Source organism: Ramlibacter sp. (genome assembly GCF_050250995.1).
GTDB lineage: Bacteria > Pseudomonadota > Gammaproteobacteria > Burkholderiales > Burkholderiaceae_C > Ramlibacter.
On the sequence record NZ_JBFWNP010000067.1, the window covers coordinates 1 to 24,087 of the forward strand.

The following is a 24,087-nucleotide window of genomic DNA, read 5'->3' on the forward strand; positions in this document are numbered from 1 at the left end:
CCTCGTCGCGGTCGCGGTGTTCGTCGGGGTGCTGATCGCCCTGGTGAACTGGGTGGCGAAGTGAAGCACTCAAGAGAAGCATTTCGAGATTTCAGAGATACAAGAGAACTGAGGAAACTGGAGCGACCATGAGCGCGAACACCCACGGCACGACGCCGCATTACTACGTCCCGGAGCCCTCGCGCCACCCGGCCTTCGCCGCGTTCGGACTGTTCGGCGTGATCTTCGGCGCCGCGCAGTGGATCAATGGCGCGGAGTGGGGCAAGTGGCCGCTGTTCGCCGGCCTGCTGTGGCTGTTCTGGGTTCTCTTCCAGTGGTTCGGCGACGCGATCCGCGAGAGCGAAAGCGGCCAGTACGGCCACAAGATCGACCTCTCGTTCCGCTGGAGCATGAGCTGGTTCATCTTCTCCGAGGTCATGTTCTTCGGCGCGTTCTTCACCGCGCTGTGGTGGATGCGCTCGCACTCGGTGCCGGCCCTCGGCGGCGCCGAGAACGCGCTGCTGTGGCCCGACTTCAAAGCCGTCTGGCCGTCCGCGGCGCCCGGCGCGACCGCGTCGCCGGCGAACATCATCGAGCCGTTCCAGACCATGGGCCCGTTCTGGCTGCCAACGATCAACACGGCGCTGCTGCTGTCCTCGGGGGTCACGCTCACCATCGCCCACCACCTGCTGCGCGACAACGCGCCGCGCGCCAAGGTGCTGATGTGGATGTGGATCACGGTCGCCCTCGGCGCGACCTTCGTCTGCGTGCAGGGCTACGAGTACATGCATGCGTACAGCGACCTGAACCTGAAGCTCACGTCCGGCGCCTACGGCTCCACGTTCTTCATGCTCACCGGCTTCCACGGGTTCCACGTGCTGATCGGCATGCTGATGCTGTTCTTCATCACGCTGCGCCTGCAGAAGGGCCACTTCACGGGCGAGCGCCATTTTGGCTTCGAAGGCGCGGCCTGGTACTGGCACTTCGTCGACGTGGTGTGGCTCGGCCTGTACGTACTCGTGTACTGGCTCTGAGGCGGTGCGTCGACTGGGAAGCCGGGGCGCCCGATGGGGCCCCCGGCTTTTTTACTGGCCGGGCCGGATGCCGGTCGGCTGAATCCATCCCATCTTCCATGCGACGAGGATGCAGACGAACAGGAGCACGGACAGGCCCACGCGGAGCGCCAGCGCCCGCGCCATGTTGCTCGTCTTCGGCTTGCCGTCCTTGCCGTCGTTCATCATGAAGAAAAGCGCCGACCCGAGGCTCGCGAGGATTGCCACGAAGCCCAGGATCACGAGGTATTTCATGCCTGCGATTATCGGCGGGACGCGATGAAGACGATCCGTTTCTGGCTCATCGCCGTCGTGGCCGTCGCGAGCGTGGCGACGACGCTGGCGCTCGGCTTCTGGCAATGGGGCCGGGCCGAGCAGCGGCTCGCGCTCCATGCGGCGATGCAGGAGCGTGCGAACCTGCCTCCGCTGGGGCAGCGCGAGCTGCGAGGCGACGAGAAGGACCTTCTGCATCGCCGGGTCGTGCTCGACGGTGTCTGGGAGGCCCCGCAGACCGTGTTTCTCGACAACCGCCAGATGCTCGGCCGGCCCGGCTTCTACGTTGTCACCCCCTTGCGGCTGGCGAACGGCGACGTGATTCTCGTCCAGCGCGGCTGGGCGCCGCGCAACTTCGAACGGCGCGAAGCGCTGCCGCAGATCGAAACGCCTGCGGGAACCGTGGAGGTTCGCGGCCGCTTGGCCCCGCCGCCGGCCAAGCTATATGAGTTCGCCGGAGAGGCGACCGGGCCGATCCGGCAGAATCTCGACTGGGCGAAGTTTCGCGATGCGACCCGCCTGCCCCTGCTGCCCCTGTCGGTGCAGCAGACCGGCCCCGCTTCGGAAGGCCTGCTGCGCGAGTGGCCGCAGGCCGAGAGCGGCGCCGCGAAGAACCGGGGCTACGCCTTTCAATGGTGGGCCATGAGCGCCCTGATCGCCTTCCTCTATGTCTGGTTCCAATTCGTCCGCGCCCGACCGACCCGACAGCCTCGATGAGCCGCTGGGGCTCACCGTTCACTCGCTGCCGACGCCGCGCGAGGCCGCCGAGGCCGACGGGCAGCGCACGAAGCGCGGTCGGCTCAAGATGCTGCTGGTGCTGCTCATCTGCGCGGCGCCGGTGATCGCGTCCTACTTCACGTACTACGTCATCCGGCCGGAGGGCCGCCGCAACTACGGCACGCTGATCGAGCCGCAGCGGCCGGTGCCGGACGTCACCGGCGTGTCGCTCGACGGCCGGCCCGTACCGCTGCCTTCGCTGCAGGGCCAATGGGTGCTCGTGAGCGTGGCGGGCGGCGGCTGCGACGCCGCCTGCGAAAAGCACCTCTATCTGCAACGCCAGTTGCGCGAAGGCCTCGGCAAGGACAAGGACCGTGTCGACTGGGCCTGGTTCGTGTCCGACGACGCGCCCGTGCGCGAGACGCTCCAGCCCGCGCTGTCGCAGGCCACCGTCGTACGGGTGCCGCAGGCTCGGCTCGCGCAGTGGCTTCTGCCGGCGCCCGGGGCGCGGCTCGAGGATCACCTCTACGTCATCGATCCGCTCGGCCACTTCATGATGCGTTTCCCGGCGGGCGACGACCTGCAGCACATCGCCAAGGTCCGCAAGGACCTCGAGCGCCTGATGCGCGGCTCGGCGGGCTGGGACAAGGCGGGCCGCTGACGCGATGGATACGCCGCTCTACAACCTCGCGCCCGCGCTTCGGCTGATGCTGCTCGGGCTCGTCCTCGCGGTCGGGCCGCTCGCCTGGGTGTGGCTGCGCCATCGCGGCGCCGGACCGCGACAGCGGCTCGCCGCGCTGTCGCTTCTCACGCTCTTCCTCACGTTCGACCTCGTGCTTTTCGGCGCGTTCACGCGGCTCACAGATTCCGGCCTGGGCTGCCCGGACTGGCCGGGCTGCTACGGCAAGGCCAGTCCCACCGGCGCGCATGCGGAGATCTCGCAGGCGCAAGCGGAGATGCCCACGGGCCCGGTCACGCACGGCAAGGCGTGGGTGGAGATGGTCCATCGCTACCTCGCCACAGGGGTCGGGGTGCTCATCACGGCACTGGCCATCGCGACCTGGGTTTATCGGCGGCGCGGACTGCCCGTCGGCCCCGGCTGGCCCGCGGCCACATTCGTGTGGGTGTGCGTGCAGGGCGCCTTCGGCGCGCTGACGGTGACGATGAAGCTGTTCCCGGCGATCGTCACGATGCATCTGCTGGGCGGCATGCTGCTGCTCGCGCTGCTGTGCCGCCAGTCGGTCGCCTACGCTCAGGACGGCGCGCGCGAACCGGTGCCGGCAGGCGCGCGCGCCTGGCTGATCGCCGCGACCGCGCTGCTCTGGGCGCAGATCGCGCTCGGCGGCTGGGTCAGCACGAACTACGCGGTGCTCGCCTGCACCGATTTCCCGAAGTGCCACGGGACCTGGTGGCCGGAGATGAATTTCGGGCAGGGCTTCGAGCTGTGGCGCGAGCTGGGCATGACCGCCGCGGGCGATCACCTCACCTTTGCGGCGCTCACGGCGATCCACTACACGCACCGTCTCGTCGCCTATGCCTTGCTCGCCCTGCTGGCAGCGACCGCGTGGCGGCTGCGCGGCGGCCCGCTGCGCAGGCAGGCGCGCTGGCTCGGCGCGCTCGCGGCGATGCAACTCGCGACCGGCCTGTCGAACGTCGTGCTCGGCTGGCCGCTCATTGCCGCGGTGCTGCATACGGGCGGTGCTGCGGCGCTCGTCGTCGTGACCACCTGGGCGCTGGCCGCGAGCCGCGCGGGGGCGACGGCGGAGTCGGGCGCATCTATGCGCGCCGCCGCTGCCCGGTCGACGGAGGCCTCGGCATGAGGCGCCGGTCCGGGCCAGGGGGTCCCTTCGCGCAGCGCGCAGCCCGGAGGGCCGTCGCATGAGTTCGCGCGTGTCCCAGTTCTATGCGCTCACCAAGCCGCGCGTCGTGCAGCTCATCGTGTTCTGCGCCCTCATCGGCATGGTGCTCGCGGTGCCGGGCCTGCCCACCCTCGACGACGTGAAGCTCGCCGCCGCCGCCTGTGCCGGCATCTGGCTCGTCGCCGCGGCGGCGGCGGCCTTCAACTGCCTCGTCGAAAAGGGCATCGACGCGAAGATGCGACGCACCGCGTGGCGGCCCACGGCGCGTGGCGAGCTGAGCGACGGGCAGACGCTCGCTTTCGCCACGGTTCTCTGCGCGGCTGGCGGCGCCTTGCTCCATGCGTGGGTGAACCCGCTCACCATGTGGCTCACGCTCGCCACCTTCGTCGGCTACGCGGTCATCTACACCGTCATCCTGAAGCCGCTCACGCCGCAGAACATCGTGATCGGCGGCGCGTCCGGCGCGATGCCTCCCGTACTGGGCTGGGCCGCGGTGCGCGGCGACGTCGGGCCCGAAGCGCTCATTCTTTTTCTCATCATCTTCCTGTGGACGCCGCCGCACTTCTGGGCGCTCGCGCTCTACCGCGTGGAGGACTATCGCAAGTCGGGCCTGCCGATGCTGCCGGTGACGCACGGCAACGAGTTCACGCGGCTGCAGATCCTGCTGTACACACTCGTGCTGTTCGCGGCATGCCTCATGCCGTTCGCCTACGGCATGAGCTCGTGGCTCTATCTCGCCGCAGCCGTCGCGATGAGCGTCGGCTTCACCTGGTATGCCTTTCGCCTTTGGCGCGAGTACTCCGATGCGCTCGCGCGCAAGACCTTCCGCTTTTCCCTCATCCACCTGAGCGTGCTCTTCGCCGCGATGATGGTTGACCACTATCTGCTCTAGGCTACGCATGGACCGCCGCACGCTGCTTCTGAAGACGCTCGCATGGGCCGGGACGGCCGGACTCGCCGCGGGCTGCGGCGAGAGCAAGCCGCAGTTCAAGTCGGTCGACATCACCGGGGTGAACTACGGCAAGGGCGTGCAACTGCCCGACCCGAGCGGCAAGGTGCGCACGCTCGACGAATTCCGTGGCAAGGCGGTCGTGGTGTTCTTCGGGTACACGCAATGTCCCGACGTGTGCCCGACCACGATGCTCGAAGTCGCGCAGGCGAAGAAGCTGCTCGGCCCCGACGGCGACAAGGTGCAGGGCGTCTTCGTCACGGTCGACCCCGAGCGCGACACGCCCGAGGTGCTCGCAGCCTACGTGAAGAATTTCGATCCCACCTTCGTCGCGCTTCGTGGCACGCCTGAGCAGACTGCCGCGGCCGCGAAGGAATTCAAGGTCTACTACAAGAAGAACGAAAGCAAGAGCGCCGGCGTCTACACGATGGACCATTCGGCGGCCAGCTTCGTGTTCGATCCGCAGGGGAAGCTGCGGCTCTACACGCGGTACGGGATGGGCGCGGAGTCGCTCGCGGGCGACTTGAAGCTGCTGCTGAAAAGCTGAGACCCCGTCATCCCCGCGAAGGCGGGGATCCAGGACTCCCCAGGGGATCTTCGAAAGCCCTGGATTCCCGCCTTCGCGGGAATGACGGCTATTCCGCCTTGATGTTTCGCATCTGGATCACGCCGCCCAGGAGCGCCGTGTCCGCCTTGATGCGGTTCGCCAGGCCTTCCGCGGACGTCCCCGCCACCTGCCAGCCCTGCTGGAACAGCTTTTGCCGCACCTCGGCCGAGCGCGCAATCTCGCTGATGAGGCTCGACAGCTTGTTCACGATCGGCCGCGGCATCGACGCCGGCCCCGCCGCGGCCGTCCAGATCTCGAGTTGGAAGTTGCGCGCCGCGCCGGTCTCGTCGAGGCTCGGGTACTCCGGCACCAGCGGGCTGCGGCTCACCGACGTCACGCCGATGGCCTTGAGCCGGCCCGCGCGAATCTGCGCGGCGGCCAGGCCCGGGGGCAGCAGCGACAGGTGAATCTGTCCCGCGATCATCGCGTTGATCACCTGCGGGTTGCCGGGGTACGGCACGTGGACCGGGTCGATGTTCGTGCGCGTCTTCAGCAGCTCCATGCCGATGTGGCCGACCGTGCCGACGCCCGGCGTGCCGTAACTCCACTTGTTGCCGGCATTGCGCGCGGCCAAGAAGAAGTCCTGCGCATTGTTGCCGGGCGCATTGGCCGGCGCGGTGAGCAGCAGCGGCGCGGTGCCGATCAGGCTGATCGGCGCGAGGTCCTTCAACGGATCGAACGGCGTCTGCGGATTCAGCAGCTTCGCGATCGTCATGTTGCCGTTGATCATCACGCCGATGGTGTGGTTGTCCGTCGACTTGGCCACGAGGTCGGCCGCGATATTGCCGCCCGCGCCGGGCCGGTTTTCCACGACAACGGGCTGCCCGAGCGCCTTCGACAGCGGCTCGGCGATCGTGCGCGCCACGAGGTCGGGCGTGGAGCCGCCGGGGAAACCCACGAGCAGGCGGATCGGCTTGGTGGGCCAGGGTTCGGCGGCCGGGGCGCGGGCCGGCGCGCGGGCCGTCTGGGCGGCGGCGATGCCGCAGGCGGCGGCGAGGGCGAGCGCGAGCATGCTGCGGCGCGGGGAAATCGGGTTCATGGACACTTCCTTGGAGACAAGCCCGAATGCTAGCGCCTCGGGACGGCACACTAGAAGTTCATCGACCGGATGGGCTTGCGCGTGTCGCCGGGCATGCTTTTGAGGCCGCTTGCGGCCCAGCGGTGCGAGGCCTGTGCATCGCGCGCATTGTCGGGCAGCATCGCCACGGCGACGTGAAACCGGATCGTCAGGCCCTGCGGCAGCGACCCGGCCTGCCGCAGCCCGCTCGCCACGATCTGCTGGGCGCAGGACACGGCTTCGGTCGGCGACGTCGGCCCGTCGAGCAGCAGCGAGAACTCGTGGTCGCCGGTGCGTGCGGCGATGTCGACATCGCGGACCGCGCGGCGCAGCAGGAAGGCGGCGACGACGAGCGCCTTCTCCGCCACCTCGCGGCCGAACTCGCTCACGATGGATTCGAAATTCGCGATGCGCACCGTGAGGAGCGCGCAGGCATGCCGCTGGCTGTGCGCACGCGCGAGCGACGCTTCGAGCCGCTGCATGAGCGTTCGCAGGTTCGAGAGGCCCGTCAGCGCGTCGCTGTGCGAAAGCGCGGCGGCGCGCGCCTGCGCCTCTCGCCGCCGGCTGCCGCGCATGGCGAGCGCGTAGAACAGGATCGGCATCTCCAGCATCGCGCCGATGGTCAGGCCGTAGCGCGTGAGCGCGCTGCCCGGTATGAGATTGAGGCCGCGCGCCAGCGGGAAGATCGCCATCACCAGGACCGGCAGGAAGCCGAGCGCGATCAGCCGGATGGTCGGGTCGTCCCCGCGCGACCAGACGATCCCGATCAGCGCGACGATGCTCAGCAGCGCGACGAACGTGAGGGCCATGACGAAGCCGAAGGTCGGCCGCGACTCGAAGATCGTGTCGGCCGTCACGGCCAGCAGCAGGGCGCCGATCAGGATGCGGACCATCAGGTCGAGCACGCGCGAGAAGCGCGCCGGCTCGGTGGCGGTGTGGACGAACCAGAGGCCCGCCGCCGACGAGAGACCCGGCAACAGGAAGGTCGCGACCTCGTTCCACTTGAGCCAGGTGTCCCACAGATGCTGCGCGCCGACGCCGAGGTAGGCGGCCTGTCCGACGCCGAGCAGCGCGACGTAGAGCGCGTAGGTTCCGAACGTGCGGTCGCGATACGCGATCGCATTGGCGACGGCCACGATCGCCATGAGCGCGGCCAGGCCGAAGTACGCGCCGAGCATGAACTGCTCGCGTTCGCGCAGGGAAAAAAGGCGCGCCTGATCGTACAGGGCGATGGGCGCCGCGAAGTTCACGCGGTCGTGCTCGATGCGCAGGTAGTAGCGCACCGGGCTCCCGTTGTCGTGGTGCGAGAGCTCGAAGGTCGGCACGCGGCCGGGCAGGGGCCACTGCGACACCGGGCGCGAATCGCCCGCTTCCTGGCGAACCCAGCCGCCGGTTTCGTTGCGGTGGAAGAACTGGACGCGGTCGACGCCCGACGAGGCGATTTCGAGGAACCACCGCGCGTGGCCGGCGCCGTGCGCGTCGAACTGGATCCACAGCGCCTTGCCGTCCACCCGGTATTGCTGGTCCGGTTCGCGCGGCGCCCAGGGCAGGGTGTCGCCGGCGCTCTCGATCTCCTCGACCGACTTCATGGCGCTGTCGTCGATCCAGAACCTGCTGCGGCCATGCAGGGGCAGCGCCACGTTGCTGCCGGCGAGCCGCACGGGCGGCGGTGCGGCGGCTGCGTGCAGCTGACCGCCGCTCAGGACGTCCTGCGCATGCGAAAGCGGCAGCCCGGCCAGGCAGAGTACCCAGCCGAGGCACGCCAGCCACCACGCTCGCATCGCTCTTGCCGTCACGACGTCATTTTCACAGGTTCAAAAAGAAAGCCCGGCGAAAACCGGGCTCCGGGAGGCGCGAGACGAGAGGGTCACGCGTAGGCGGCCAGCGCCTTCTTCATCTTCTTCATCGCGGCCGACTCGATCTGGCGGATCCGCTCGGCCGACACGCCGTACTCCGCGGCGAGCTCGTGCAGCGTCATGCCGCCGGAGCCGTCGTCGTTCACGCGCAGCCAGCGCTCCTCGACGATGCGGCGGCTGCGCGCGTCGAGCTGATCGAGCGCGGTGGCGATGCCGGTGGTGGCCATCGTGTCGCGCTGGCGGTTCTCGAGCAGCGCCGTCGGCTCGTGGCTCGCGTCGGCGAGATAGGCTATGGGGCCGTAGGCCTCCTCGCCGTCGTCGCCCGGGCCGGGGTCGAGCATGACGTCGCCGCCCGACATGCGGGTCTCCATCTCGGCGACTTCCTCGCGCTTGACGTTCAGCTCGCGCGCCATCACCTCGATCTGCGCGTCGGTCAGCGTGTCGCGGTGCGTCTGCGCGTCCTCGTCGTCCTTGAAGCCCTGCTTCATCGAGCGCAGGTTGAAGAACAGCTTGCGCTGCGCCTTCGTCGTCGCGACCTTGACCATGCGCCAGTTCTTGAGGATGTACTCGTGGATCTCCGCGCGGATCCAGTGCAGCGCATAGCTCACGAGGCGCACGCCCTGGTCGGGGTCGAAGCGCTTCACCGCCTTCATCAGGCCAATGTTGCCTTCTTGGATCAGGTCGCCGTGCGGAAGGCCGTAGCCCAGGTACTTTCGCGACACGGAGACGACCAGGCGCAGGTGCGACAGCACCAGCTTTCCGGCGGCTTCGAGATCATTCTCTTCCTTGAGTTTCTTCGCGAACTCCTGCTCCTCCTGCGGCGTGAGCATCGGCAGCCGGTTCACGGCGGAGATGTACGCATCCAGGTTGCCCAGCGAGGGGACGACCGCCCACGGATTGGCGACCGCCAGTGCCGTGCCAGACGTTCCGAGTGTGGTGTTGGACATGCCGGGGACTCCTTTCATTCGATACATATTAGCACTCTATTAGACGGAGTGCTAACTCACTAGTTCAATCGAAACGATAGCGGAATCCGGGTATTCCCGCTGTATCGGGGTAGGGTCATAATCGGACCCACAGGACGAAGGTAGGAGAAAAGCATGACGCAGTTGTGGAGCCGGATCTTCGGCACTCGCCCGCCCGCTCCCACGGATGCGGGGCCGCAGGTGTCGTCGCAGCTCACCAACAGCGACATCGAGGCCTACTACCATCAGCTCATCGAGGGCTGCTTTCGCCGCCTTCTCGTACCCGAGGACAGCATTGCCATCGAGGTCAAGCGCTACGGCACCAGCCCGCAGGGGCTCACGGGATTCGCAGGCTTCGTGCGCGTCATCCGCTGGGATGCGGCGCTCACCCCGGTGCTTCTCCAGAACGCCCCGGTCATCGACGGCCGCATCCGCAAGGCGGTCGCTGCCTCGGTCATCCTGAGGCACACGCATTTTTCGGGCTTGTGGTTCCAGGCCCTCAGCGGCACCCCCGGCGCGCCGACCTCGCTCAGCGGCGTGGCCGCCAAGCTCATGCAGCAAAGCGCCGCAGGGAACGGCTGAGCCGCCGCCTACCAGCGGATGCCGAGCCTGCGATAGAGCAGCGACAGGACGAAGAGCGGACCGACCCACAGGTATTGGAGGTCCTCGAAGAAGGAAGGTTTCCTTCCTTCGAGCCTGTGGCCCACGAATTGCGCGATCCACGCCCCCACGAAGATCGCGATCGACAGGGGCAGCACATGGGTGCCCATGGCGTGGACCGCTGCGAGCGCGAGCGCCGAGAGGGCCGCCATGCTCGCGAGGAACACCGCCGACAGGCGCGCGTAGTAAACCATGCTCGCAAGGACGAATGCATACGCCGCCCAGGGGTGGGCCGCGAAGATCAGCCCGACCAGGCTCAGCATGATCAGCGGAATGGCCACGCAGTGGATCGCCTCGTTGACCGGATTCCGGTGGCTTTCGCCATAGTGCTCGAGCAGCTGGTCGACGCGGCGGGGCGCGAGGGCGGCGGTCGGGTCGGCGGCGGCGGTCATGCGGCTCTCCTCGGGGCAGTGCAGCGACGATGCCGCCATTGTGGGAGGGCCGGGATGCAAGGACTGTAAAGATCGGGACAGCCCGGGAGCACGGGACCCGCCGGGCTCCCGTTCTAGCGGACGACGAGCTGCGGCGCGCCGGCGGCCACGTCGCCGATGACCGCGGCATCGGCGAAGCCGTGCCGGCGGAAGATCGCCAGCACCTCGTCGAGCGCCGCGCGCTCGCACGAGACCAGCAGGCCGCCGCTCGTCTGCGGGTCGGTCAGCAGCGCGCGGTCGGTGTCGCCCAGCCCTTCGGGCAATCGGACCTGCGCGCCATAGCCCGCCCAGTTCCGCGCCGACGCGCCCGTGACGAATCCTTGCGCCGCGAGCTCGCGCACGCCGGCCAGCATGGGTACCGAACGCCAGTCGATGCGCACCTCGTGGTTCGCCCCGCGCGCGAGCTCGAGCGCATGGCCCGCAAGGCCGAAGCCGGTCACGTCGGTGATGGCGTGGACGCCCGCGATGGCGGCGAGATCCGGGCCGGGCGTGTTCAGCCGCGTGGTCGTCTCGATCATGCGGCGATAGCCTTCGGCGTCGAGCCGTTCCTTTTTCAGCGCGGCCGACAGGATGCCCACCCCGAGCGGCTTGCCGAGCACGAGCACGTCGCCCGCGCGGGCATCGGCATTGCGCCGCACGCGCTTCGGGTGGACGAGGCCGAGCGCCACCAGGCCGTAGATCGGCTCCACCGAATCGATGGTGTGGCCGCCCGCGATGGGGATGCCGGCCTCGCGGCAGACCGACTCGCCGCCCGCGAGGATGCGCCCGATCGTCTCCGGCCCGAGCACGTTGATGGGCATGCCCACCAGCGCGAGCGCCATGATCGGCTTGCCGCCCATCGCGTACACGTCGGAGATCGCGTTGGTGGCCGCGATGCGCCCGAAGTCGAACGGATCGTCGACGATGGGCATGAAGAAGTCGGTCGTCGCCACCAGCGCCTGCTCGTCGTTGAGCTGGTAGACGGCCGCGTCGTCCGCGGTCTCGATGCCCACGAGCAGTTGCGGCGGCACCGGCAGCCGCGCCGTGTCCTTCAGGATCTCGGCGAGCACGCCCGGCGCGATCTTGCAGCCGCAGCCGCCGCCGTGCGAGAGCGAGGTGAGCCGGGGTTGCGCGATTTGCGCGGATTGCGGGGAGGCGGCGCTCATTGCAGCAGCGCGAGCGCGAACTCGCGCGCACGGAAGGTTTCGAGGTCTTCGAGCTTCTCGCCGACGCCGATGAAGTAGACGGGCACGGGTTTCTCCTGGGCAATGGCTGCCAGCACGCCACCCTTGGCGGTGCCGTCGAGTTTGGTGACGACGAGGCCGGTGAGGCCCAAGGTGTCGTGGAAGGCCTTCACCTGATTGAGCGCATTCTGGCCCGTGTTGCCGTCGATGACGAGCAGCACTTCATGAGGAGCCGTCGCGTCCGCCTTGGTCACCACTCGCTTGATTTTCCGCAGCTCTTCCATGAGGTGCGTCTGCGTCGGCAGGCGGCCGGCCGTGTCGACGATCACGACGCCCTTGCCGCGCGCCTTGCCCGCCGTGACCGCGTCGAAGCTCACCGCAGCCGGGTCGCCGCCTTCCTGGCTCACGATCTCGACGCGGTTGCGGTCGGCCCACACCGCGAGCTGCTCGCGCGCCGCCGCGCGGAAAGTGTCCGCGGCGGCCAGCAGCACGGTTTCGCCCGCGTCCGCGAGATGCTTCGTGAGCTTGCCGATGGAGGTGGTCTTGCCCGCGCCATTGACGCCCGCGACCATGATCACCGTCGGCTGGTGCTCGCCGATCACGAGCGGGCGTTCCAGCGGCTGCAGCAGTTGGGTGAGCGCGGCCACGAGGATGTTCTTCGCCTGCACGGGGCGCGTCGCGCCCGTGGCCTGCACCTTGCGGCGCACCTCGTCGAGCAGGTACTGCGTGGCCGCCACGCCGGTGTCGGCGAGCAGCAGCGCGGTCTCCAGCTCTTCGTAGAGCGCCTCGTCGATCTGCGCGCCGGTGAAGACCTGCGAGATGCTGGAGCCGGTCTTGCGAAGCCCGTTGCTCAGCCGGTCCATCCAGCCCTGGCGCTCCGGGGCGATGGGCGGCGCGACGGGGATCTCCATCGGCGCGACGAGGGCGCTGCCGATGAGGGAGCCCCCCAGCGGAGACCGGGCAGCGGCCGGGCGGGGCGAGGTCGAGGGCGAGGCGGCAGGCGCCGGCAACGGCAACGGTGACGGTGACGGTGACGCTGGGGGAGGGACAGGGGTCGCGATCGGCGCGGCCGTCGGTGCGGGCGGGCCGGGCGGAGGAGCCACGGCTGGCGCGGCCGTGGGCGCCGCGGTCGGCGGCAATGTAGGCGCGGGCGTCTTCTTGCGAAAGAAACTGAACATCGAAACCGTTTCTAGAATCACACGATTCTATGAAACACATCCTGCCGAGCCTGCTGCGCGCCTTCGCGCTCGCACTTCCGTTCATGTTCGCGCCGTCCGCCCCCGCGCAGACAGCGCCGCCGAAGGTGGAGCAGTTCACTCTCGCCAACGGCATGACCGTCATCGTCAAGCCCGACCGTCGCGCGCCGACGGCGGTCCACATGCTGTGGGTGCGCGTCGGCTCCATGGATGAGGTCGACGGAACGAGTGGCGTCGCGCACGTGCTCGAGCACATGATGTTCAAGGGCACGGACACGCTGAAGCCGGGCGAATATTCGCGCCGGGTCGCCGCGCTCGGCGGTCGCGAGAATGCCTTCACGAGCCGCGACTCGACCGGCTATTTCCAGCAGATTCCGAAGGAAAAGCTCGAAGAGGTGATGCGCCTCGAAGCCGACCGCTTCGCGCGCAACCGCTGGCCCGACGACGAATTCAAGCGCGAGATCGAGGTGGTGAAGGAGGAGCGGCGCATGCGCACCGAGGATTCTCCGCGGGCGATGCTGCACGAAGTCCTCGATGCGACGATCTTCACGGCGTCGCCCTATCGGCGGCCCATCGCGGGCTGGATGAGCGACCTCGACGCGATGACGCCGGACGATGCGCGCGAATTCTTCCGCCGCTGGTACGTGCCCGCCAATGCGGCGGTGGTCGTGGTCGGCGATGTCGATCCCGCGGAAGTCCGCAGATTCGCCGAGAAGCACTACGCGCCCATTCCCGCGCGCGCGGTGCCCGTCCGCAAGCCGCGCGACGAGCCCGAGCAGGCCGGCATGCGCCGCGTCGACGTCAAGGCCCCGGCGGACCAGCCTTACGTCGCGCTGGGGTTCAAGGTGCCGCGCCTCGTGTCCTTCGACAAGACGCCCGAGAACGACGATGCGCTCGCACTCAACCTGCTGGCCGGCGTGCTCGACGGCTACAGCGGCGCGCGCCTCGACCGTGCCTTGACGCAAGGCGCCGACCGGGTGGCCGACAGCGTGGGCGCGAGCAACGGGCTGTGGGGGCGCGGTCCGCAGGTCTTCTGGCTCGACGGCGTGCCGGCCAAGGGCAGGACGGCGGAGCAGGTGGAGGCGGCGCTGCGCGCCGAAGTGGCGCGTGTCGCGCGCGAAGGCGTGACCGAGGCCGAGCTCCAGCGCGTGAAGACGCGCTGGACCGCGAGCGAGGTCTACAAGCTCGATTCCATCATGGCGCAGGCCCGCGAGCTGGGCGGCACATGGATCCTGGGCCTGCCGCTCGACGCGGGCCGTCAACTGATCGAACGACTGCGCGGCGTCACGGCCGAACAGGTGAAGGCCGTGGCGGCGAAGTATTTCGGCGACGACCAGCTCACCGTCGGCATCCTGAGGCCGCAGCCGCCGGATCCGAACCGGCGTCCGCGGCAGGCCCCGGCCGGCGCGCGCCATGGAGCCGCATCGTGAGGCGCGCCGTGCAACGACTCCTGTCGCGCGCCTTCGGCGCATTCGTCCTTTGCGCCGCTTCGGCGACCGCGTTCGCGGCGCTGCCGATCCAGCAGTGGTCGCAGCCGAACGGCGCGCGGGTATGGCTGATCGAAAGCCACGGCCTGCCCATGGTCGACGTGCAGATCGATTTCGACGCGGGTGCGCGGCGCGACCCCCGCGAGAAGGCGGGCCTCGCGAGCGTGACGGCGGGCATGACCGGCAAGGGCATCGCCGCGCGCGGCGGGCAACCCGCGCTCGACGAGAACCAGGTCAGCGAAGCGTGGGCCGACCTCGGCGCCGGCTTCGGCGCAAGCGCCGGCGGCGACCGCATGAGCTTCACGCTGCGCTCGCTGACCGATCCCGCGCTGCTGCCGAAGGCGGTGCTGCTCGGCTCGCGCCAGCTGGCCGAGCCCGCCTTCCCCGACGCCGTGTGGCAACGCGAACGCCAGCGCATCTCGGCCTCGATCCGCGAGTCGAACACCCGTCCGGCCACGGTGGCGGACCGCGCGTACAGCGCCGCCGTGTACGGGGGCCATCCCTACGGGTACGTGACCACGGAGGAGTCACTCGGCCGCATCACGGTCGACGACATGCGGGAGCGCCATGCGCGCTACATCCAGGCTTGCCGCGCGAAGGTGAGCGTGGTCGGCGACGTCACGCGAGCCCAGGCCGACCAGCTGGTCACGCAGTTGCTGGCGCGCCTGCCCCAAGGCGCCGCGGCGCAATGCGCGCCCCTGCCGCCGGTGGCCGAGGTGCCGCCGCTGGCCGCCGCGCTCGAGCGCCGCATCCCGTTCGCGTCTGCCCAGGCGCACGTGCTGGTTGGTCAGCCGGGCTACCGCCGCGCGGACCCCGACTACTTCCCGCTGCTCGTGGGCAACTACACGCTGGGCGGCGGGGGCTTCGTCTCGCGGCTCACGACCGAAGTGCGCGAGAAGCGCGGCCTGAGCTACAGCGTCTACAGCTATTTCTCGCCCGGGCTGCATGCGGGCGCGTTCACGCTCGGCCTGCAGACCCGCCCCGACCAGGCCGCGCAGGCGATGCAGGTGGCGCGCGACGTCGTCGCCCGCTTCGTGCGCGAAGGCCCGAGCGAGGCCGAACTGAAGGCCGCGAAGGACTTCATGATTGGCGGCTTCGCGCTTCGCCTGGACAGCAATTCCAAGCTGCTCGACAACCTGGCGTCGATCGCCTGGAACGACCTGCCGCTCGATTACCTCGACACCTGGACGAAGAAGGTCGAGCAGGTGACCGTCGCCGACGTCCGCGCCGCCTTCGCGCGCAAGTTGCAGCCCGAGCGCATGGTGAGCGTCGTCGTCGGCGGCAATACGAACGTACAACAATGAAACGGACCCCTGTCAACGTTGACAGGGTTGGGGCTGCCCGATCGAAAGTTATGGGCAAGAATCGGTGCGTCTGTCACACAAGGACAAGGTCGGAAGAGGGATTCGTCGAAAATGAGAAAAGGGCGCGGCGCCATGCCGCGCCCTTTTGTTTTCGAGCCTCCCAGGGAGCCGCCTCTTGAGCCGCCCGCCACCGCGCGAAGTGCGCATCGTCGGCGGCCGATGGAAGCGCACGCGGCTGCCGGTCGCCGACAAGCCGGGCCTGCGGCCCACGCCCGACCGCGTACGCGAAACCCTTTTCAACTGGCTCGGCCAGTCGCTCGACGGCTGGCGCTGCGTGGACGCGTTCGCGGGCACGGGCGCGCTCGGCTTCGAGGCCGCTTCGCGCGGCGCGGCCGATGTGCTGCTCGTGGAGCAGGACGCCGAACTCGTTGCCCAACTGCGTGCCATTCAGAAGAAGCTCTCCGCCGAAACGGTGCGCATCCAGCGCGGCAACGGCCTCACCGTGCTCGCGGGGCTCGAAGCGGCCAGCACCGACCTGATCCTGCTCGACCCGCCGTTCGACGCCGATCTCTTCGACAAGGCGCTATCCGCCGCCGCCCCGGCGCTTGCCGAAGCAGGTTTCGTTTATCTCGAAGCGCCCGCGGCGTGGACCGCCGAAAGGCTCGCTCTGCACGGCCTTTCCCTCTGGCGGCACGCGCGCGCCGGGTCGGTTCATGCACATCTGTTGCGCGGGCATAATGCACCGCAGCAAACGGCGCCCGGCGCCGATCGCATCCGACCTTGAGGAGGGGTTTCCATGGCGAACGTGATCGCTGTCTATCCCGGCACCTTCGACCCCATGACCCTCGGTCACGAGGACGTCATCCGGCGTGCGTGCCAGCTGTTCGACAAGGTGATCGTCGCCGTGGCGGCGGGCCACCACAAGAAGGCGCTGTTCACGCTGCAGGAGCGCATCGACATGGCGCGCGAGATCGTGAAGGACTACCCGGACGTCACGGTCGAAGGTTTCCACGGCCTGGTGCGCGACTTCGTGGTGTCTCGCGGCGGCAAGGCCATGGTGCGCGGCCTGCGCGCGGTCACCGACTTCGACTACGAGTTCCAGCTCGCCGGCATGAACCGCAGCCTGATGCCCGACGTCGAGACGGTGTTCCTCACGCCGAGCGACAAGTACCAGTTCATCAGCAGCACCTTCGTGCGCGAAATCGCGATGCTCGGCGGCGAGGTCGACAAGTTCGTCTCGCCGACGGTGCAGGAGAAGCTGGCGATGAAGGTGCGCAGCCTCGGGCGCGAGTAGTCTTCAGCGCAGTTCGGCGATCCCCGCCGGCAACCCCAGCGCGGCATACACCGCAGAGGCTTGCCGCTTCAGGCGCGCCGACTCCGGCTGGCCCCGCACCTGCTGCTGCAGCAGGTGCTGCGCGCCGGCGCAATGGCCGCTGCGCACGAGCGCATCGAGATGCACCTGCGAAAACAGGTCGCGCTGCGCGTGGCTGCCGCCGATCTCGGTCATGCGCGGCAGCGCGGCGCCCAGTTCCTCCACCGACTTTTTCCAGTCCCCGCGCGCATGGGCGAGGAGCCCGCGGCTGGCCGGCACGCACACGGTGCGCCATGCCTCGTCCGTCGCGGTGGCGGCGTGCGCCTCGATGTTCGCCATCAGCGCATCGGCTTCCCGGCGTCCGGCACGGGCCAGTCCATAGAGATACTGCATGTCGAGAAAGGGCAGCACGTGATCGCGGGTGCGAACCGCGAGGTGCTGCGCCACGTCGTCCCAGCGCGCCCCCACATCCGCACCCGCGAGTTCGATGCGCGCGAGCAGCGAGATCGCATTGATCTGGTCCTGGCTGTAGTCCTTCGCCACGCCCCAGACTTGCGTGTCGTAAAGCGCGAGCGCCTCTTCGTGTGCGTCGAGTTCGAGCGCGAAGAGCGCCTGGTGCCACCAGTTGTGCGTGACCATGAACGAGTTGAGGCCGCTCCAGGTCGGGCTTACGTCCTGCAGGAAGGCATGCCCTTCGTGGATGCGGCCCTGCGTCAGCATCACGTGAGCCAGCGCGTGATGGGCCCACGGCTCCTTGCGGCGCATCCCGATGGCGCGGCGCGCCGCGGCTTCCGCCTGCTCGAGAAAGTGGCACTGCTCCCAGGCGAACGCGAGCATGCCGTGGAGATACGGCACGTCCCCCGCCGTGGGCAGGGCGGCGAGCGCGAGCCGCAGCATGCCGGGCGAATCGCCCGCGTTGAAGAGGTGGTAGTGCGCCAGCTTGAGCGACACGAGGTCGCGCGGAAACTCGCGCGCCTGCTCCTCGTGCAGCGCCAGCGCGCGCGGCATGTCGCCGGCGACCCACGCGGCGACGGCGGCGATGAAACGGCCCTCGCGCGGGGTCGGCTTCAGCGGCGAAGCGAGCGCGCGTTCAATGAAGGGGCGCGCATTCGTCCGCGCATCCGGCGTCTCCGCGAACATGTGAAGCGCCGCAAGGCAGGTCAGTACGAGCGGACCGCGTTCACGGCCGTCCAGCTGCAGGATGTCGGCCGCGCGCGCCTCGCTCGCGATGAAGCCCATCACGAAATCGTCGAGGCGCTCGAGACTGGCCGCGTGTTCGAGCGTGACGGGGTTGCCGAGCCCGTCTTCCATCAATCCAGCTGCCTTAGCGCCTCCGAGGGCGGCTGCGGCCATGGATGCTGCGGCTCCCGCACGAGCTCGAAGGCGCGCGCGACCTGCAGCACGCCGAGGTCGTCGAAGCGCGCCCCGGCGATCTGCAGGCCGATGGGCAGGCCGTCCTCCGTGTAGCCGCAATTCACGGACGCCGCGGGCTGCTCCGACATGTTGTACGGCACGGTGAAGCCGATGTGTTCGAGCGGCCGCAGCGGATCGTTGGTCGGCGAGGGCAGGTGCGCGGGGAACGCCGGCATGGGCGACACGGGCGAAATCACGTAGTCGAATTTCGCGCAGGCGTTGACGGCGGCGACACGCGTCGCATGGAACTGGCTCGCGGCGCGGAACACGGCCTCGCCGGAGAACGACGCGGCGCTGTCGGCCCACTGCTGGATGTAGGGCAGCACGCGCGCCCTCTGCTCGGGCGCGAGTCCGCGCAGGTCGACGAGCGAGCGCATCCGCCAGAAGTGGTCCATGCCGTCGAGCATCGCCTGCGTCATGAAGGGCCGCATCGGCGCGACCACCGCGCCCGCGCGCTCGAAAGCACGCGCGGCGCGCTCGACCGCGGCGCGCACCTGCGGCTCCACCGGCAGGCCGCAGCCGGCCTCGAGATGCAGGCCGATTCGCAGTCCCTTGAGCTTTTCCGCGCCGGCGTCGAAGGTATCCCAAGCGATGTCCTGCGCGGGCAGGCTCATGCTGTCGCGCGCGTCGGGCCGCGACAGCACCTGCATGAAGAGCGCGGCGTCGGCCACGGTGCGCGTCATCGGGCCGGCGGCGCGCCCGGTGTAGGGCGGATCGATGGGAATGCGCCCCAGGCTCGGCTTCAGCGTGAAGATGCCGCACCAGCCCGCGGGCAGGCGCAGGGAACCGCCGATGTCGGTGCCGATGTGCAGGGGGCCGTAGCCCGCCGCGGCGGCGGCGCCCGCCCCCGCGCTGGAGCCGCCGGGCGTCCGTGTCAGGTCCCAGGGGTTGCGCGCGAGCTTGTGATAGCTCGACAGGCCCGAGGACAGCATGCCGTAGTCGGGCATCGTCGTCTTGGCCACGATCACGCCGCCGCTTTCGCGCACGCGCGCGGCCGGCGGCGCGTCCGCGGCGGCGGGCACGAGCTGCGTCGCGGCGGTGCCCAGGGGCGTCGGGTCGCCCTGCGTCGCGATGTTGTCCTTGATCGTGACGGGCACGCCGTCGATGGGACCGCGCGGCTCCCCGCGCCGCCAGCGCGCTTCGCTTTCGCGCGCCTGCGCGAGCACGGCCTCGGGCCGCAGCAGGAACAGCGCGTGCAGGTGCTGTTCCCAGCGCTCGGCATGGCCGAGCACCGAACGCGCCACATCCACGGGCGACACCTCGCCGCGCCGGTACGACGCGACGAGTTCCGTGGCGCCCAGTTCGTGCAGCGCCTGCGTCATGCGGCTCGGATGTCCCTCAGGCCCACGACACCACCGACAGGTCGTTCACGAAGATCGGCATGTTGTTCCACAGGCCCTTCACGTTCTTGTTGGCGATGGTCACCCACTGCGGCTGGTACAGGTAGGCATGCACCGCGTCGTCGGCCACCAGGCGCTGGATGTCGCCGAGGATCTTCGTGCGCTCGGCCGCGCTCGGCGTCTGCTTGTACTTGTCGTACAGCGCGTTGAACTTCGGATTCGAGTAGTTCCAGTAGTAGCCGGGGCGCGAGAAGTTGCCCAGGTCGAAGGGCTCGACGTGCGAGATGATCGTCATGTCGTAGTTGCCGTTGCCGTAGGTGCCCGAGAGCCACTGGGCCCATTCGACGTTCTGCAGCTTGGTCTTGATGCCCACCTTGTCGAGCATCGAAGCGATGACCTCGCCGCCCTGGCGCGCATAGGGCGGCGGGGGCAGCGTGATCGTGAGCTCGAGATTGCTCACGCCGGCTTCCTTCAGCAGCGCCTTCGCCTGCTCGGGGTTGTACGCGTTGACCTTGGTGAGGTCGACGTAGCCCGGCGCGCTCGGCGGGTAGTAGCTGCCGATGGGCGTGCCGAAGCCGTCGGCCGCGCCCTTGATCACGGCGTTGCGGTCCAGTGCCATGTTGATCGCACGGCGAACGCGCACGTCGTCGAGCGGCTTCTTCTTGTTGTTCAGCGCGAGGATGGTCTTGGCGCGCGAGCCGCTGGTGATGACCTGGAACTTCGCGTTCCTGCGGAACTGGTCGACCGCGCGGCCCGTGACTCGCTGGAACGCATCGACGTCGCCCGCGAGCAGCGCGGCGATCTGCGCGGCCGGGTCCTGAATGAAGCGGAAGGTGCCCCGCTTCAACTTGATCGCGCCCGCATTGCGATAGCCGTCCCACTTGGAGAGCACGACCGACGAGCCCTTGACCCAGTTCTCGAGCCTGAACGGGCCGGTGCCCACGGGCTGCGTCGCGTTGGTGCCGGCGCTCTTCGGCTCGACGATGACCGCGGTGGCCTGCCCCATGAGGAACAGGAAGTCGGGGTCGATTTCCTTCGTGAGCAGCACCACCGTGTTGTCGTCGACCACCTGCGTGGTGATGGCGGCGAAGGTGCGCTTGTCCTTGTTGGTGCTCTTCTCGCTGCCGGCGCGGTCGAACGCGAACTTCACCGTACGCGCGTTGAACGGCTCGCCGTTGCTGAACTTCACGCCCTTGCGCAGGCGGAAGGTGTAGGTGCGCAGGTCGGGCGAGATCTCCCAGCTCTCGGCCAGCAGCGGCACGACGGCGCCGTCGGGCTGAATCTTCGTCAGCGTCTCGTAGATGTTGTAGAGCGTGATCTCGGCGATGGCGGACGCGGCGCCCGCGGTCGGGTCGAGCCCGGGCGGCTCGAGCGTCATCGCCATCACGATGGCGTCCTTGCGGCTTTGGGCCAGCGCGGCGGCGGGCAGGGTGGCGAGTGCGGCGAGGGAGGCGGAGTGCGTGAGCACGCTGCGACGCTTCATCATGGTGGGGAGCTCCGTAGGAAAAACGAAAGTTTCACTGTCTGTGCAGCGACAAGGCCGATCATCACGAGAACGCGCGCGCGGTGCAAGTGGGATTTGCTCATGGTTCCACTGTCCTTGCCGCGAGAGGCTCCGCCGGCACCGAAGGTGGCTCCGGATTCGGCACGGCCGCGACGAGCGTGCGCGTGTACTCGTGCTGCGCATCCGTGAAGAGGCGCTGCGGCGGCCCCTGCTCGACGATGCGGCCTTGCCACAGCACGGCCACGTCGTGGCACAGGTGATGGACCACGGCGAGGTCGTGGCTGATCAGCATGTAGGTGATCCCGAACTCGGTCTGCAGGTCCTGCATCAGGTTGAGGACCTGCGCCTGCACCGACACGTCGAGCGCGCTCACGGGCTCGTCGGCCACGATGAGGCGCGGCCGCGTGATCAGCGCGCGCGCGATGGCGATGCGCTGTCGCTGGCCGCCCGAGAACTCGTGCGGGTACTTGCCCAGGTCGTTGCGGCGCAGCCCGACGGAGTCGAGCACGTCCTCGGCCTGCTTGCGCATGTCGGCGCGCGTGAGCCCGCCCTGCGCGGCGAGGGGCTCGGTCACGATCCGCTCGATCGTCTGGCGCGGATCGAGCGAGCCGTACGGGTCCTGGAACACCATCTGGAAGTCGCGCCGGGCCTTTCGCAGTTCCTCGCGCGGAAGCCGGTGCAGGTCGCGCCCGAGCATCGTGACGCTGCCGGAAGTCGGCGTGTCGAGCGCCATGACGAGGCGGGCGAGCGTCGACTTGCCCGAGCCCGACTCGCCCACGATCCCGAGGCTGCGGCCCGCCTCGATGGTGAAGCTCACGTCGTTGAGCGCATGCACCTTGCCGGGCGGCTGGAACAGCTTCTCGCGCGGCAGCGTGTACTCGCGCACGAGGTTCTGGACGCGGACAAGCGGCTCCGTCACGGCATTTGCTCCCTCTCCCTCTGGGAGGGCGCCGGGGTGAGGGCACTGCGCGCCACTTCCTCCAGCCGGATGCACTTCACCCGATGTTCCTTTTCCACCTCCAACGCGGGCGGCACCGTCACGTGGCACTCCGGAATCGTGAACGTGCATCGCCCCGCGAACGGACATCCGGCGGGCAGGTCCACGAGCTCCGGCACCGTCCCGGGGATCGTCACGAGCCGCTGTCCCTTGACCGAATGCAGCCCCGGCCGCGCGCCGAACAGGCCCAGCGAATACGGATGCGTCCGGTGGCGGAACACCGACACCGTCGGCCCGCTTTCCACCACGCTGCCGCCGTACATCACCATCATCCGCGCGACATTCTGCGCGATCACGCCGAGGTCGTGCGAGATCAGGGCGAGCGCCATGCCGCGCTCGGCGACGAGTTCGCGGATCAGGTCGAGGATCTGCCGCTGGATCGTCACGTCGAGCGCCGTCGTCGGCTCGTCGGCGATCAGCAGGTCGGGTCCGCATGCGAGCGCCATCGCGATCGTGATGCGTTGCCGCTGCCCGCCCGAGAACTGGTGCGGGTACGCATCGATTCGGCGCTGCGCATCGGGAATGCCGACGCGGTCGAGCAGGGCGATGGCCTCCTTGCGCGCATCGGCGGCCGACATGCCGCGGTGCAGTCGCAGCGGCTCGGCCACCTGCCGGCCGATGGTGTGGACCGGATTGAGCGCGGTCATCGGCTCCTGGAAGATCATGCCGATGCGGTCGCCGCGCAGCTTGCACAGCTCGCGCTCGGGCAGGCCGACGAGCTCGCGCCCGTCGAAGCGGATGCTGCCCGTGACCCGCGCGTTGTCGGGCAGCAGCCCCATGAGCGCCATCACGGTGATCGACTTGCCGCAGCCGGATTCGCCCACGAGCCCGAGCGTCTCGCCCTTCTCGAGCGTGAAGCTCACGTCGCGCACGGCGTACGCCGGGCCGCGATGCGTCTGCAGCAGGACGGACAGCTTGTCGACTTCGAGCAGCGCCATCTAGCGTTTGCGCGCGAGGCGCGGATCGAACAGGTCGCGCAGGCCGTCGCCGAGGAGGTTGAGGCCGAGCACCGCCAGCGCGATGGCGACGCCGGGGTACACCGCGAGCATCGGCGCCTGGAACAGCATCGTCTGCGCCTCGGACAGCATGCGGCCCCACGACGGCTGCGGCGGCTGCGTCCCCAGGCCGAGGTAGGACAGCGCGGCCTCCGCGAGGATCGCGATGGCGAAGCGGATCGTCGCCTGCACGATCAGCACCGAGAGGATGTTGGGCAGGACGTGTTCGACCGTGATGCTGAACGCGCCCTTGCCGCAGGCGCGCGCAGCCAGCACGAATTCGCGGGCCCAGATGGCGTTGGCCGAGGCCCGCGTGATGCGCGCGAAGGTCGGTATGTTGTAGATGCCGATCGCGATGATCGCGTTGACCATGCCCGGCCCGAACACGGCCGTGAGCATGATCGCCGACAGGATCGCGGGGAAGGCGAAGCCGAAGTCGGCGCCCCGCATGATCACTTCCTCGACCCAGCCGCGCTTCGCCGAGGCGAGCAGGCCCAGCGCCGTGCCGATGAGCAGGCCGATGCTCACCGCCACCACGCCGACGATGATGGACGCGCGCGCACCCACGAGAAGCAGCGAGGCGACGTCGCGGCCGTAGGGGTCGGCGCCGAAGATGAACTTGGCGCTGGGCGGCGCCAGGCGCGCATTCATGTCGACGTCGTACGGGTTCTGCGGCGTCCACACGAGGGACAGCACGGCGGCCAGGACGAGCAGGAGGCTCAGCACGGCGCCGATGACGAAGCTGGGATGGCGCAGCGCGCGCCGCAAGAGGCCGGGGGCCTGCGCGGCTGGGGATGTCGCGACGGGGAGCGTTGCGCTCATATGTCGGATGCCTTCACTCTCGGATCGATCGCGGCATAGAGCAGATCGACCACGAAGTTCACGATCACCACCATCGCCGCGAGCAGCATCACGCAGTTGCGCACTACGATGAGGTCGCGGTTCGAGATCGACTGGAAGATGAGCCGACC

At 69.0% G+C, this 24,087-nt stretch carries 24 protein-coding genes and 1 pseudogene; 11 read left to right on the forward strand and 14 right to left on the reverse strand.

The genetic code is table 11. The annotated features are described in order from the left end of the window. Positions 1–128: 128 nt before the first annotated feature. Positions 129–1,013 carry a cytochrome c oxidase subunit 3 gene (locus tag AB7E83_RS25680; RefSeq protein ID WP_428573903.1) on the forward strand — a complete coding sequence of 295 codons (885 nt, stop codon included), beginning with the start codon at positions 129–131 and terminating at the stop codon, positions 1,011–1,013. Between the two features lie 51 nt (positions 1,014–1,064). Here the strand turns inward: AB7E83_RS25680 and AB7E83_RS25685 are convergent, their stop codons facing one another. Further along, positions 1,065–1,286 (reverse strand): twin transmembrane helix small protein, encoded by a 222-nt coding sequence (locus tag AB7E83_RS25685; RefSeq protein ID WP_428573905.1) that lies wholly within the window; start codon positions 1,284–1,286, stop codon positions 1,065–1,067. A 24-nt stretch (positions 1,287–1,310) separates the two neighbouring features. Here AB7E83_RS25685 and AB7E83_RS25690 point away from each other — a divergent pair, with 24 nt between their 5' ends. The 5 genes from AB7E83_RS25690 to AB7E83_RS25710 are packed head-to-tail and all read left to right on the forward strand — an operon-like array spanning position 1,311 to position 5,376. Then, positions 1,311–2,021, forward strand: coding sequence for an SURF1 family protein (locus AB7E83_RS25690; RefSeq protein WP_428573908.1), 711 nt, complete (start codon positions 1,311–1,313; stop codon positions 2,019–2,021). Further along, positions 1,972–2,682: an SCO family protein gene (locus AB7E83_RS25695; RefSeq protein WP_428573910.1), complete on the forward strand. Its 711-nt coding sequence runs from the start codon at positions 1,972–1,974 to the stop codon at positions 2,680–2,682. The genes AB7E83_RS25690 and AB7E83_RS25695 overlap by 50 nt, the downstream gene beginning before the upstream one ends. Positions 2,683–2,686: 4 nt before the next feature. Next, positions 2,687–3,841 carry a COX15/CtaA family protein gene (locus AB7E83_RS25700; protein WP_428573913.1) on the forward strand — a complete coding sequence of 385 codons (1,155 nt, stop codon included), beginning with the start codon at positions 2,687–2,689 and terminating at the stop codon, positions 3,839–3,841. Positions 3,842–3,899: 58 nt separating this feature from the next. Next, positions 3,900–4,772 carry a heme o synthase gene (gene cyoE, locus AB7E83_RS25705; RefSeq protein WP_428573915.1) on the forward strand — a complete coding sequence of 291 codons (873 nt, stop codon included), beginning with the start codon at positions 3,900–3,902 and terminating at the stop codon, positions 4,770–4,772. A gap of 7 nt (positions 4,773–4,779) precedes the next feature. Further along, positions 4,780–5,376: an SCO family protein gene (locus AB7E83_RS25710; protein ID WP_428573917.1), complete on the forward strand. Its 597-nt coding sequence runs from the start codon at positions 4,780–4,782 to the stop codon at positions 5,374–5,376. An 88-nt stretch (positions 5,377–5,464) separates the two neighbouring features. On the opposite strand, the gene AB7E83_RS25715 is transcribed toward AB7E83_RS25710, so the two are convergent. From AB7E83_RS25715 to rpoH, 3 genes are all read right to left on the reverse strand, one after another. After that, entirely contained in the window at positions 5,465–6,475 is a 1,011-nt protein-coding gene (locus tag AB7E83_RS25715) for a Bug family tripartite tricarboxylate transporter substrate binding protein (protein WP_428573919.1), read from the reverse strand. 50 nt (positions 6,476–6,525) lie between these two features. Next, complete coding sequence (locus AB7E83_RS25720) at positions 6,526–8,289, reverse strand: sensor domain-containing diguanylate cyclase (protein WP_428573921.1); 1,764 nt, start codon at positions 8,287–8,289, stop codon at positions 6,526–6,528. 71 nt (positions 8,290–8,360) lie between these two features. Next, positions 8,361–9,296, reverse strand: coding sequence for an RNA polymerase sigma factor RpoH (rpoH, locus tag AB7E83_RS25725; RefSeq protein WP_428573923.1), 936 nt, complete (start codon positions 9,294–9,296; stop codon positions 8,361–8,363). A gap of 153 nt (positions 9,297–9,449) precedes the next feature. Here rpoH and AB7E83_RS25730 point away from each other — a divergent pair, with 153 nt between their 5' ends. After that, positions 9,450–9,896, forward strand: coding sequence for a hypothetical protein (locus AB7E83_RS25730; protein ID WP_428573925.1), 447 nt, complete (start codon positions 9,450–9,452; stop codon positions 9,894–9,896). A gap of 8 nt (positions 9,897–9,904) precedes the next feature. On the opposite strand, the gene AB7E83_RS25735 is transcribed toward AB7E83_RS25730, so the two are convergent. The 3 genes from AB7E83_RS25735 to ftsY all read right to left on the reverse strand — a co-directional run bounded on the left by AB7E83_RS25735 (position 9,905) and on the right by ftsY (position 12,746). After that, complete coding sequence (locus AB7E83_RS25735; RefSeq protein WP_428573927.1) at positions 9,905–10,366, reverse strand: DUF962 domain-containing protein; 462 nt, start codon at positions 10,364–10,366, stop codon at positions 9,905–9,907. Positions 10,367–10,479: 113 nt separating this feature from the next. Beyond that, positions 10,480–11,550, reverse strand: a complete 1,071-nt coding sequence (selD, locus tag AB7E83_RS25740) for a selenide, water dikinase SelD (protein WP_428573929.1) — start codon at positions 11,548–11,550, stop codon at positions 10,480–10,482. After that, a complete protein-coding gene (ftsY, locus tag AB7E83_RS25745; protein WP_428573931.1) occupies positions 11,547–12,746 on the reverse strand; it encodes a signal recognition particle-docking protein FtsY in 1,200 nt (399 codons plus the stop codon). The genes selD and ftsY overlap by 4 nt, the downstream gene beginning before the upstream one ends. A gap of 29 nt (positions 12,747–12,775) precedes the next feature. Here ftsY and AB7E83_RS25750 point away from each other — a divergent pair, with 29 nt between their 5' ends. The 4 genes from AB7E83_RS25750 (at position 12,776) to coaD (ending at position 16,849) form a co-directional block, all read left to right on the forward strand. Then, positions 12,776–14,194 (forward strand): M16 family metallopeptidase, encoded by a 1,419-nt coding sequence (locus AB7E83_RS25750; protein ID WP_428573933.1) that lies wholly within the window; start codon positions 12,776–12,778, stop codon positions 14,192–14,194. A gap of 8 nt (positions 14,195–14,202) precedes the next feature. Continuing rightward, the gene (locus AB7E83_RS25755; RefSeq protein WP_428573935.1) at positions 14,203–15,555 is read left to right on the forward strand and encodes a M16 family metallopeptidase; all 1,353 of its coding nucleotides are present in this window, start codon (positions 14,203–14,205) and stop codon (positions 15,553–15,555) included. A 175-nt stretch (positions 15,556–15,730) separates the two neighbouring features. Beyond that, positions 15,731–16,339, forward strand: coding sequence for a 16S rRNA (guanine(966)-N(2))-methyltransferase RsmD (rsmD, locus tag AB7E83_RS25760; protein WP_428573937.1), 609 nt, complete (start codon positions 15,731–15,733; stop codon positions 16,337–16,339). A gap of 12 nt (positions 16,340–16,351) precedes the next feature. Continuing rightward, complete coding sequence (gene coaD / locus AB7E83_RS25765; RefSeq protein ID WP_428573939.1) at positions 16,352–16,849, forward strand: pantetheine-phosphate adenylyltransferase; 498 nt, start codon at positions 16,352–16,354, stop codon at positions 16,847–16,849. 3 nt (positions 16,850–16,852) lie between these two features. Here the strand turns inward: coaD and AB7E83_RS25770 are convergent, their stop codons facing one another. From AB7E83_RS25770 to AB7E83_RS25800, 7 genes and pseudogenes are all read right to left on the reverse strand, one after another. Then, positions 16,853–18,178 carry a tetratricopeptide repeat protein gene (locus AB7E83_RS25770; protein ID WP_428573940.1) on the reverse strand — a complete coding sequence of 442 codons (1,326 nt, stop codon included), beginning with the start codon at positions 18,176–18,178 and terminating at the stop codon, positions 16,853–16,855. Continuing rightward, positions 18,178–19,602, reverse strand: coding sequence for an amidase (locus AB7E83_RS25775; protein ID WP_428573941.1), 1,425 nt, complete (start codon positions 19,600–19,602; stop codon positions 18,178–18,180). Before AB7E83_RS25775 ends, AB7E83_RS25770 begins: the two co-directional genes overlap by 1 nt. Before the next feature lie 16 nt (positions 19,603–19,618). Then, positions 19,619–21,106, reverse strand: a complete 1,488-nt coding sequence (locus AB7E83_RS25780) for an ABC transporter substrate-binding protein (protein ID WP_428573943.1) — start codon at positions 21,104–21,106, stop codon at positions 19,619–19,621. A gap of 97 nt (positions 21,107–21,203) precedes the next feature. Then, complete coding sequence (locus tag AB7E83_RS25785) at positions 21,204–22,043, reverse strand: ATP-binding cassette domain-containing protein (protein WP_428573944.1); 840 nt, start codon at positions 22,041–22,043, stop codon at positions 21,204–21,206. After that, positions 22,040–23,059 (reverse strand): ABC transporter ATP-binding protein, encoded by a 1,020-nt coding sequence (locus tag AB7E83_RS25790; protein ID WP_428573946.1) that lies wholly within the window; start codon positions 23,057–23,059, stop codon positions 22,040–22,042. Before AB7E83_RS25790 ends, AB7E83_RS25785 begins: the two co-directional genes overlap by 4 nt. After that, entirely contained in the window at positions 23,060–23,938 is an 879-nt protein-coding gene (locus AB7E83_RS25795) for an ABC transporter permease (RefSeq protein ID WP_428573948.1), read from the reverse strand. It lies immediately after the preceding gene. Next, positions 23,935–24,087 (reverse strand): annotated as a pseudogene (locus AB7E83_RS25800) (ABC transporter permease); the annotation flags it as partial. The gene AB7E83_RS25795 and the pseudogene AB7E83_RS25800, both read right to left, overlap by 4 nt.

What these genes read in the sequence shown, in the direction of transcription:
- AB7E83_RS25680 (WP_428573903.1), top strand. Translation starts at nt 129, where the DNA reads ATGAGCGCGAACACCCACGGCACGACGCCGCATTACTACGTCCCGGAG.
- AB7E83_RS25685 (WP_428573905.1), bottom strand. Translation starts at nt 1,286, where the DNA reads ATGAAATACCTCGTGATCCTGGGCTTCGTGGCAATCCTCGCGAGCCTC.
- AB7E83_RS25690 (WP_428573908.1), top strand. Translation starts at nt 1,311, where the DNA reads ATGAAGACGATCCGTTTCTGGCTCATCGCCGTCGTGGCCGTCGCGAGC.
- AB7E83_RS25695 (WP_428573910.1), top strand. Translation starts at nt 1,972, where the DNA reads ATGTCTGGTTCCAATTCGTCCGCGCCCGACCGACCCGACAGCCTCGAT.
- AB7E83_RS25700 (WP_428573913.1), top strand. Translation starts at nt 2,687, where the DNA reads ATGGATACGCCGCTCTACAACCTCGCGCCCGCGCTTCGGCTGATGCTG.
- cyoE (WP_428573915.1), top strand. Translation starts at nt 3,900, where the DNA reads ATGAGTTCGCGCGTGTCCCAGTTCTATGCGCTCACCAAGCCGCGCGTC.
- AB7E83_RS25710 (WP_428573917.1), top strand. Translation starts at nt 4,780, where the DNA reads ATGGACCGCCGCACGCTGCTTCTGAAGACGCTCGCATGGGCCGGGACG.
- AB7E83_RS25715 (WP_428573919.1), bottom strand. Translation starts at nt 6,475, where the DNA reads ATGAACCCGATTTCCCCGCGCCGCAGCATGCTCGCGCTCGCCCTCGCC.
- rpoH (WP_428573923.1), bottom strand. Translation starts at nt 9,296, where the DNA reads ATGTCCAACACCACACTCGGAACGTCTGGCACGGCACTGGCGGTCGCC.
- AB7E83_RS25730 (WP_428573925.1), top strand. Translation starts at nt 9,450, where the DNA reads ATGACGCAGTTGTGGAGCCGGATCTTCGGCACTCGCCCGCCCGCTCCC.
- AB7E83_RS25735 (WP_428573927.1), bottom strand. Translation starts at nt 10,366, where the DNA reads ATGACCGCCGCCGCCGACCCGACCGCCGCCCTCGCGCCCCGCCGCGTC.
- selD (WP_428573929.1), bottom strand. Translation starts at nt 11,550, where the DNA reads ATGAGCGCCGCCTCCCCGCAATCCGCGCAAATCGCGCAACCCCGGCTC.
- ftsY (WP_428573931.1), bottom strand. Translation starts at nt 12,746, where the DNA reads ATGTTCAGTTTCTTTCGCAAGAAGACGCCCGCGCCTACATTGCCGCCG.
- AB7E83_RS25750 (WP_428573933.1), top strand. Translation starts at nt 12,776, where the DNA reads ATGAAACACATCCTGCCGAGCCTGCTGCGCGCCTTCGCGCTCGCACTT.
- coaD (WP_428573939.1), top strand. Translation starts at nt 16,352, where the DNA reads ATGGCGAACGTGATCGCTGTCTATCCCGGCACCTTCGACCCCATGACC.
- AB7E83_RS25770 (WP_428573940.1), bottom strand. Translation starts at nt 18,178, where the DNA reads ATGGAAGACGGGCTCGGCAACCCCGTCACGCTCGAACACGCGGCCAGT.
- AB7E83_RS25775 (WP_428573941.1), bottom strand. Translation starts at nt 19,602, where the DNA reads ATGACGCAGGCGCTGCACGAACTGGGCGCCACGGAACTCGTCGCGTCG.
- AB7E83_RS25780 (WP_428573943.1), bottom strand. Translation starts at nt 21,106, where the DNA reads ATGATGAAGCGTCGCAGCGTGCTCACGCACTCCGCCTCCCTCGCCGCA.
- AB7E83_RS25790 (WP_428573946.1), bottom strand. Translation starts at nt 23,059, where the DNA reads ATGGCGCTGCTCGAAGTCGACAAGCTGTCCGTCCTGCTGCAGACGCAT.
- AB7E83_RS25795 (WP_428573948.1), bottom strand. Translation starts at nt 23,938, where the DNA reads ATGAGCGCAACGCTCCCCGTCGCGACATCCCCAGCCGCGCAGGCCCCC.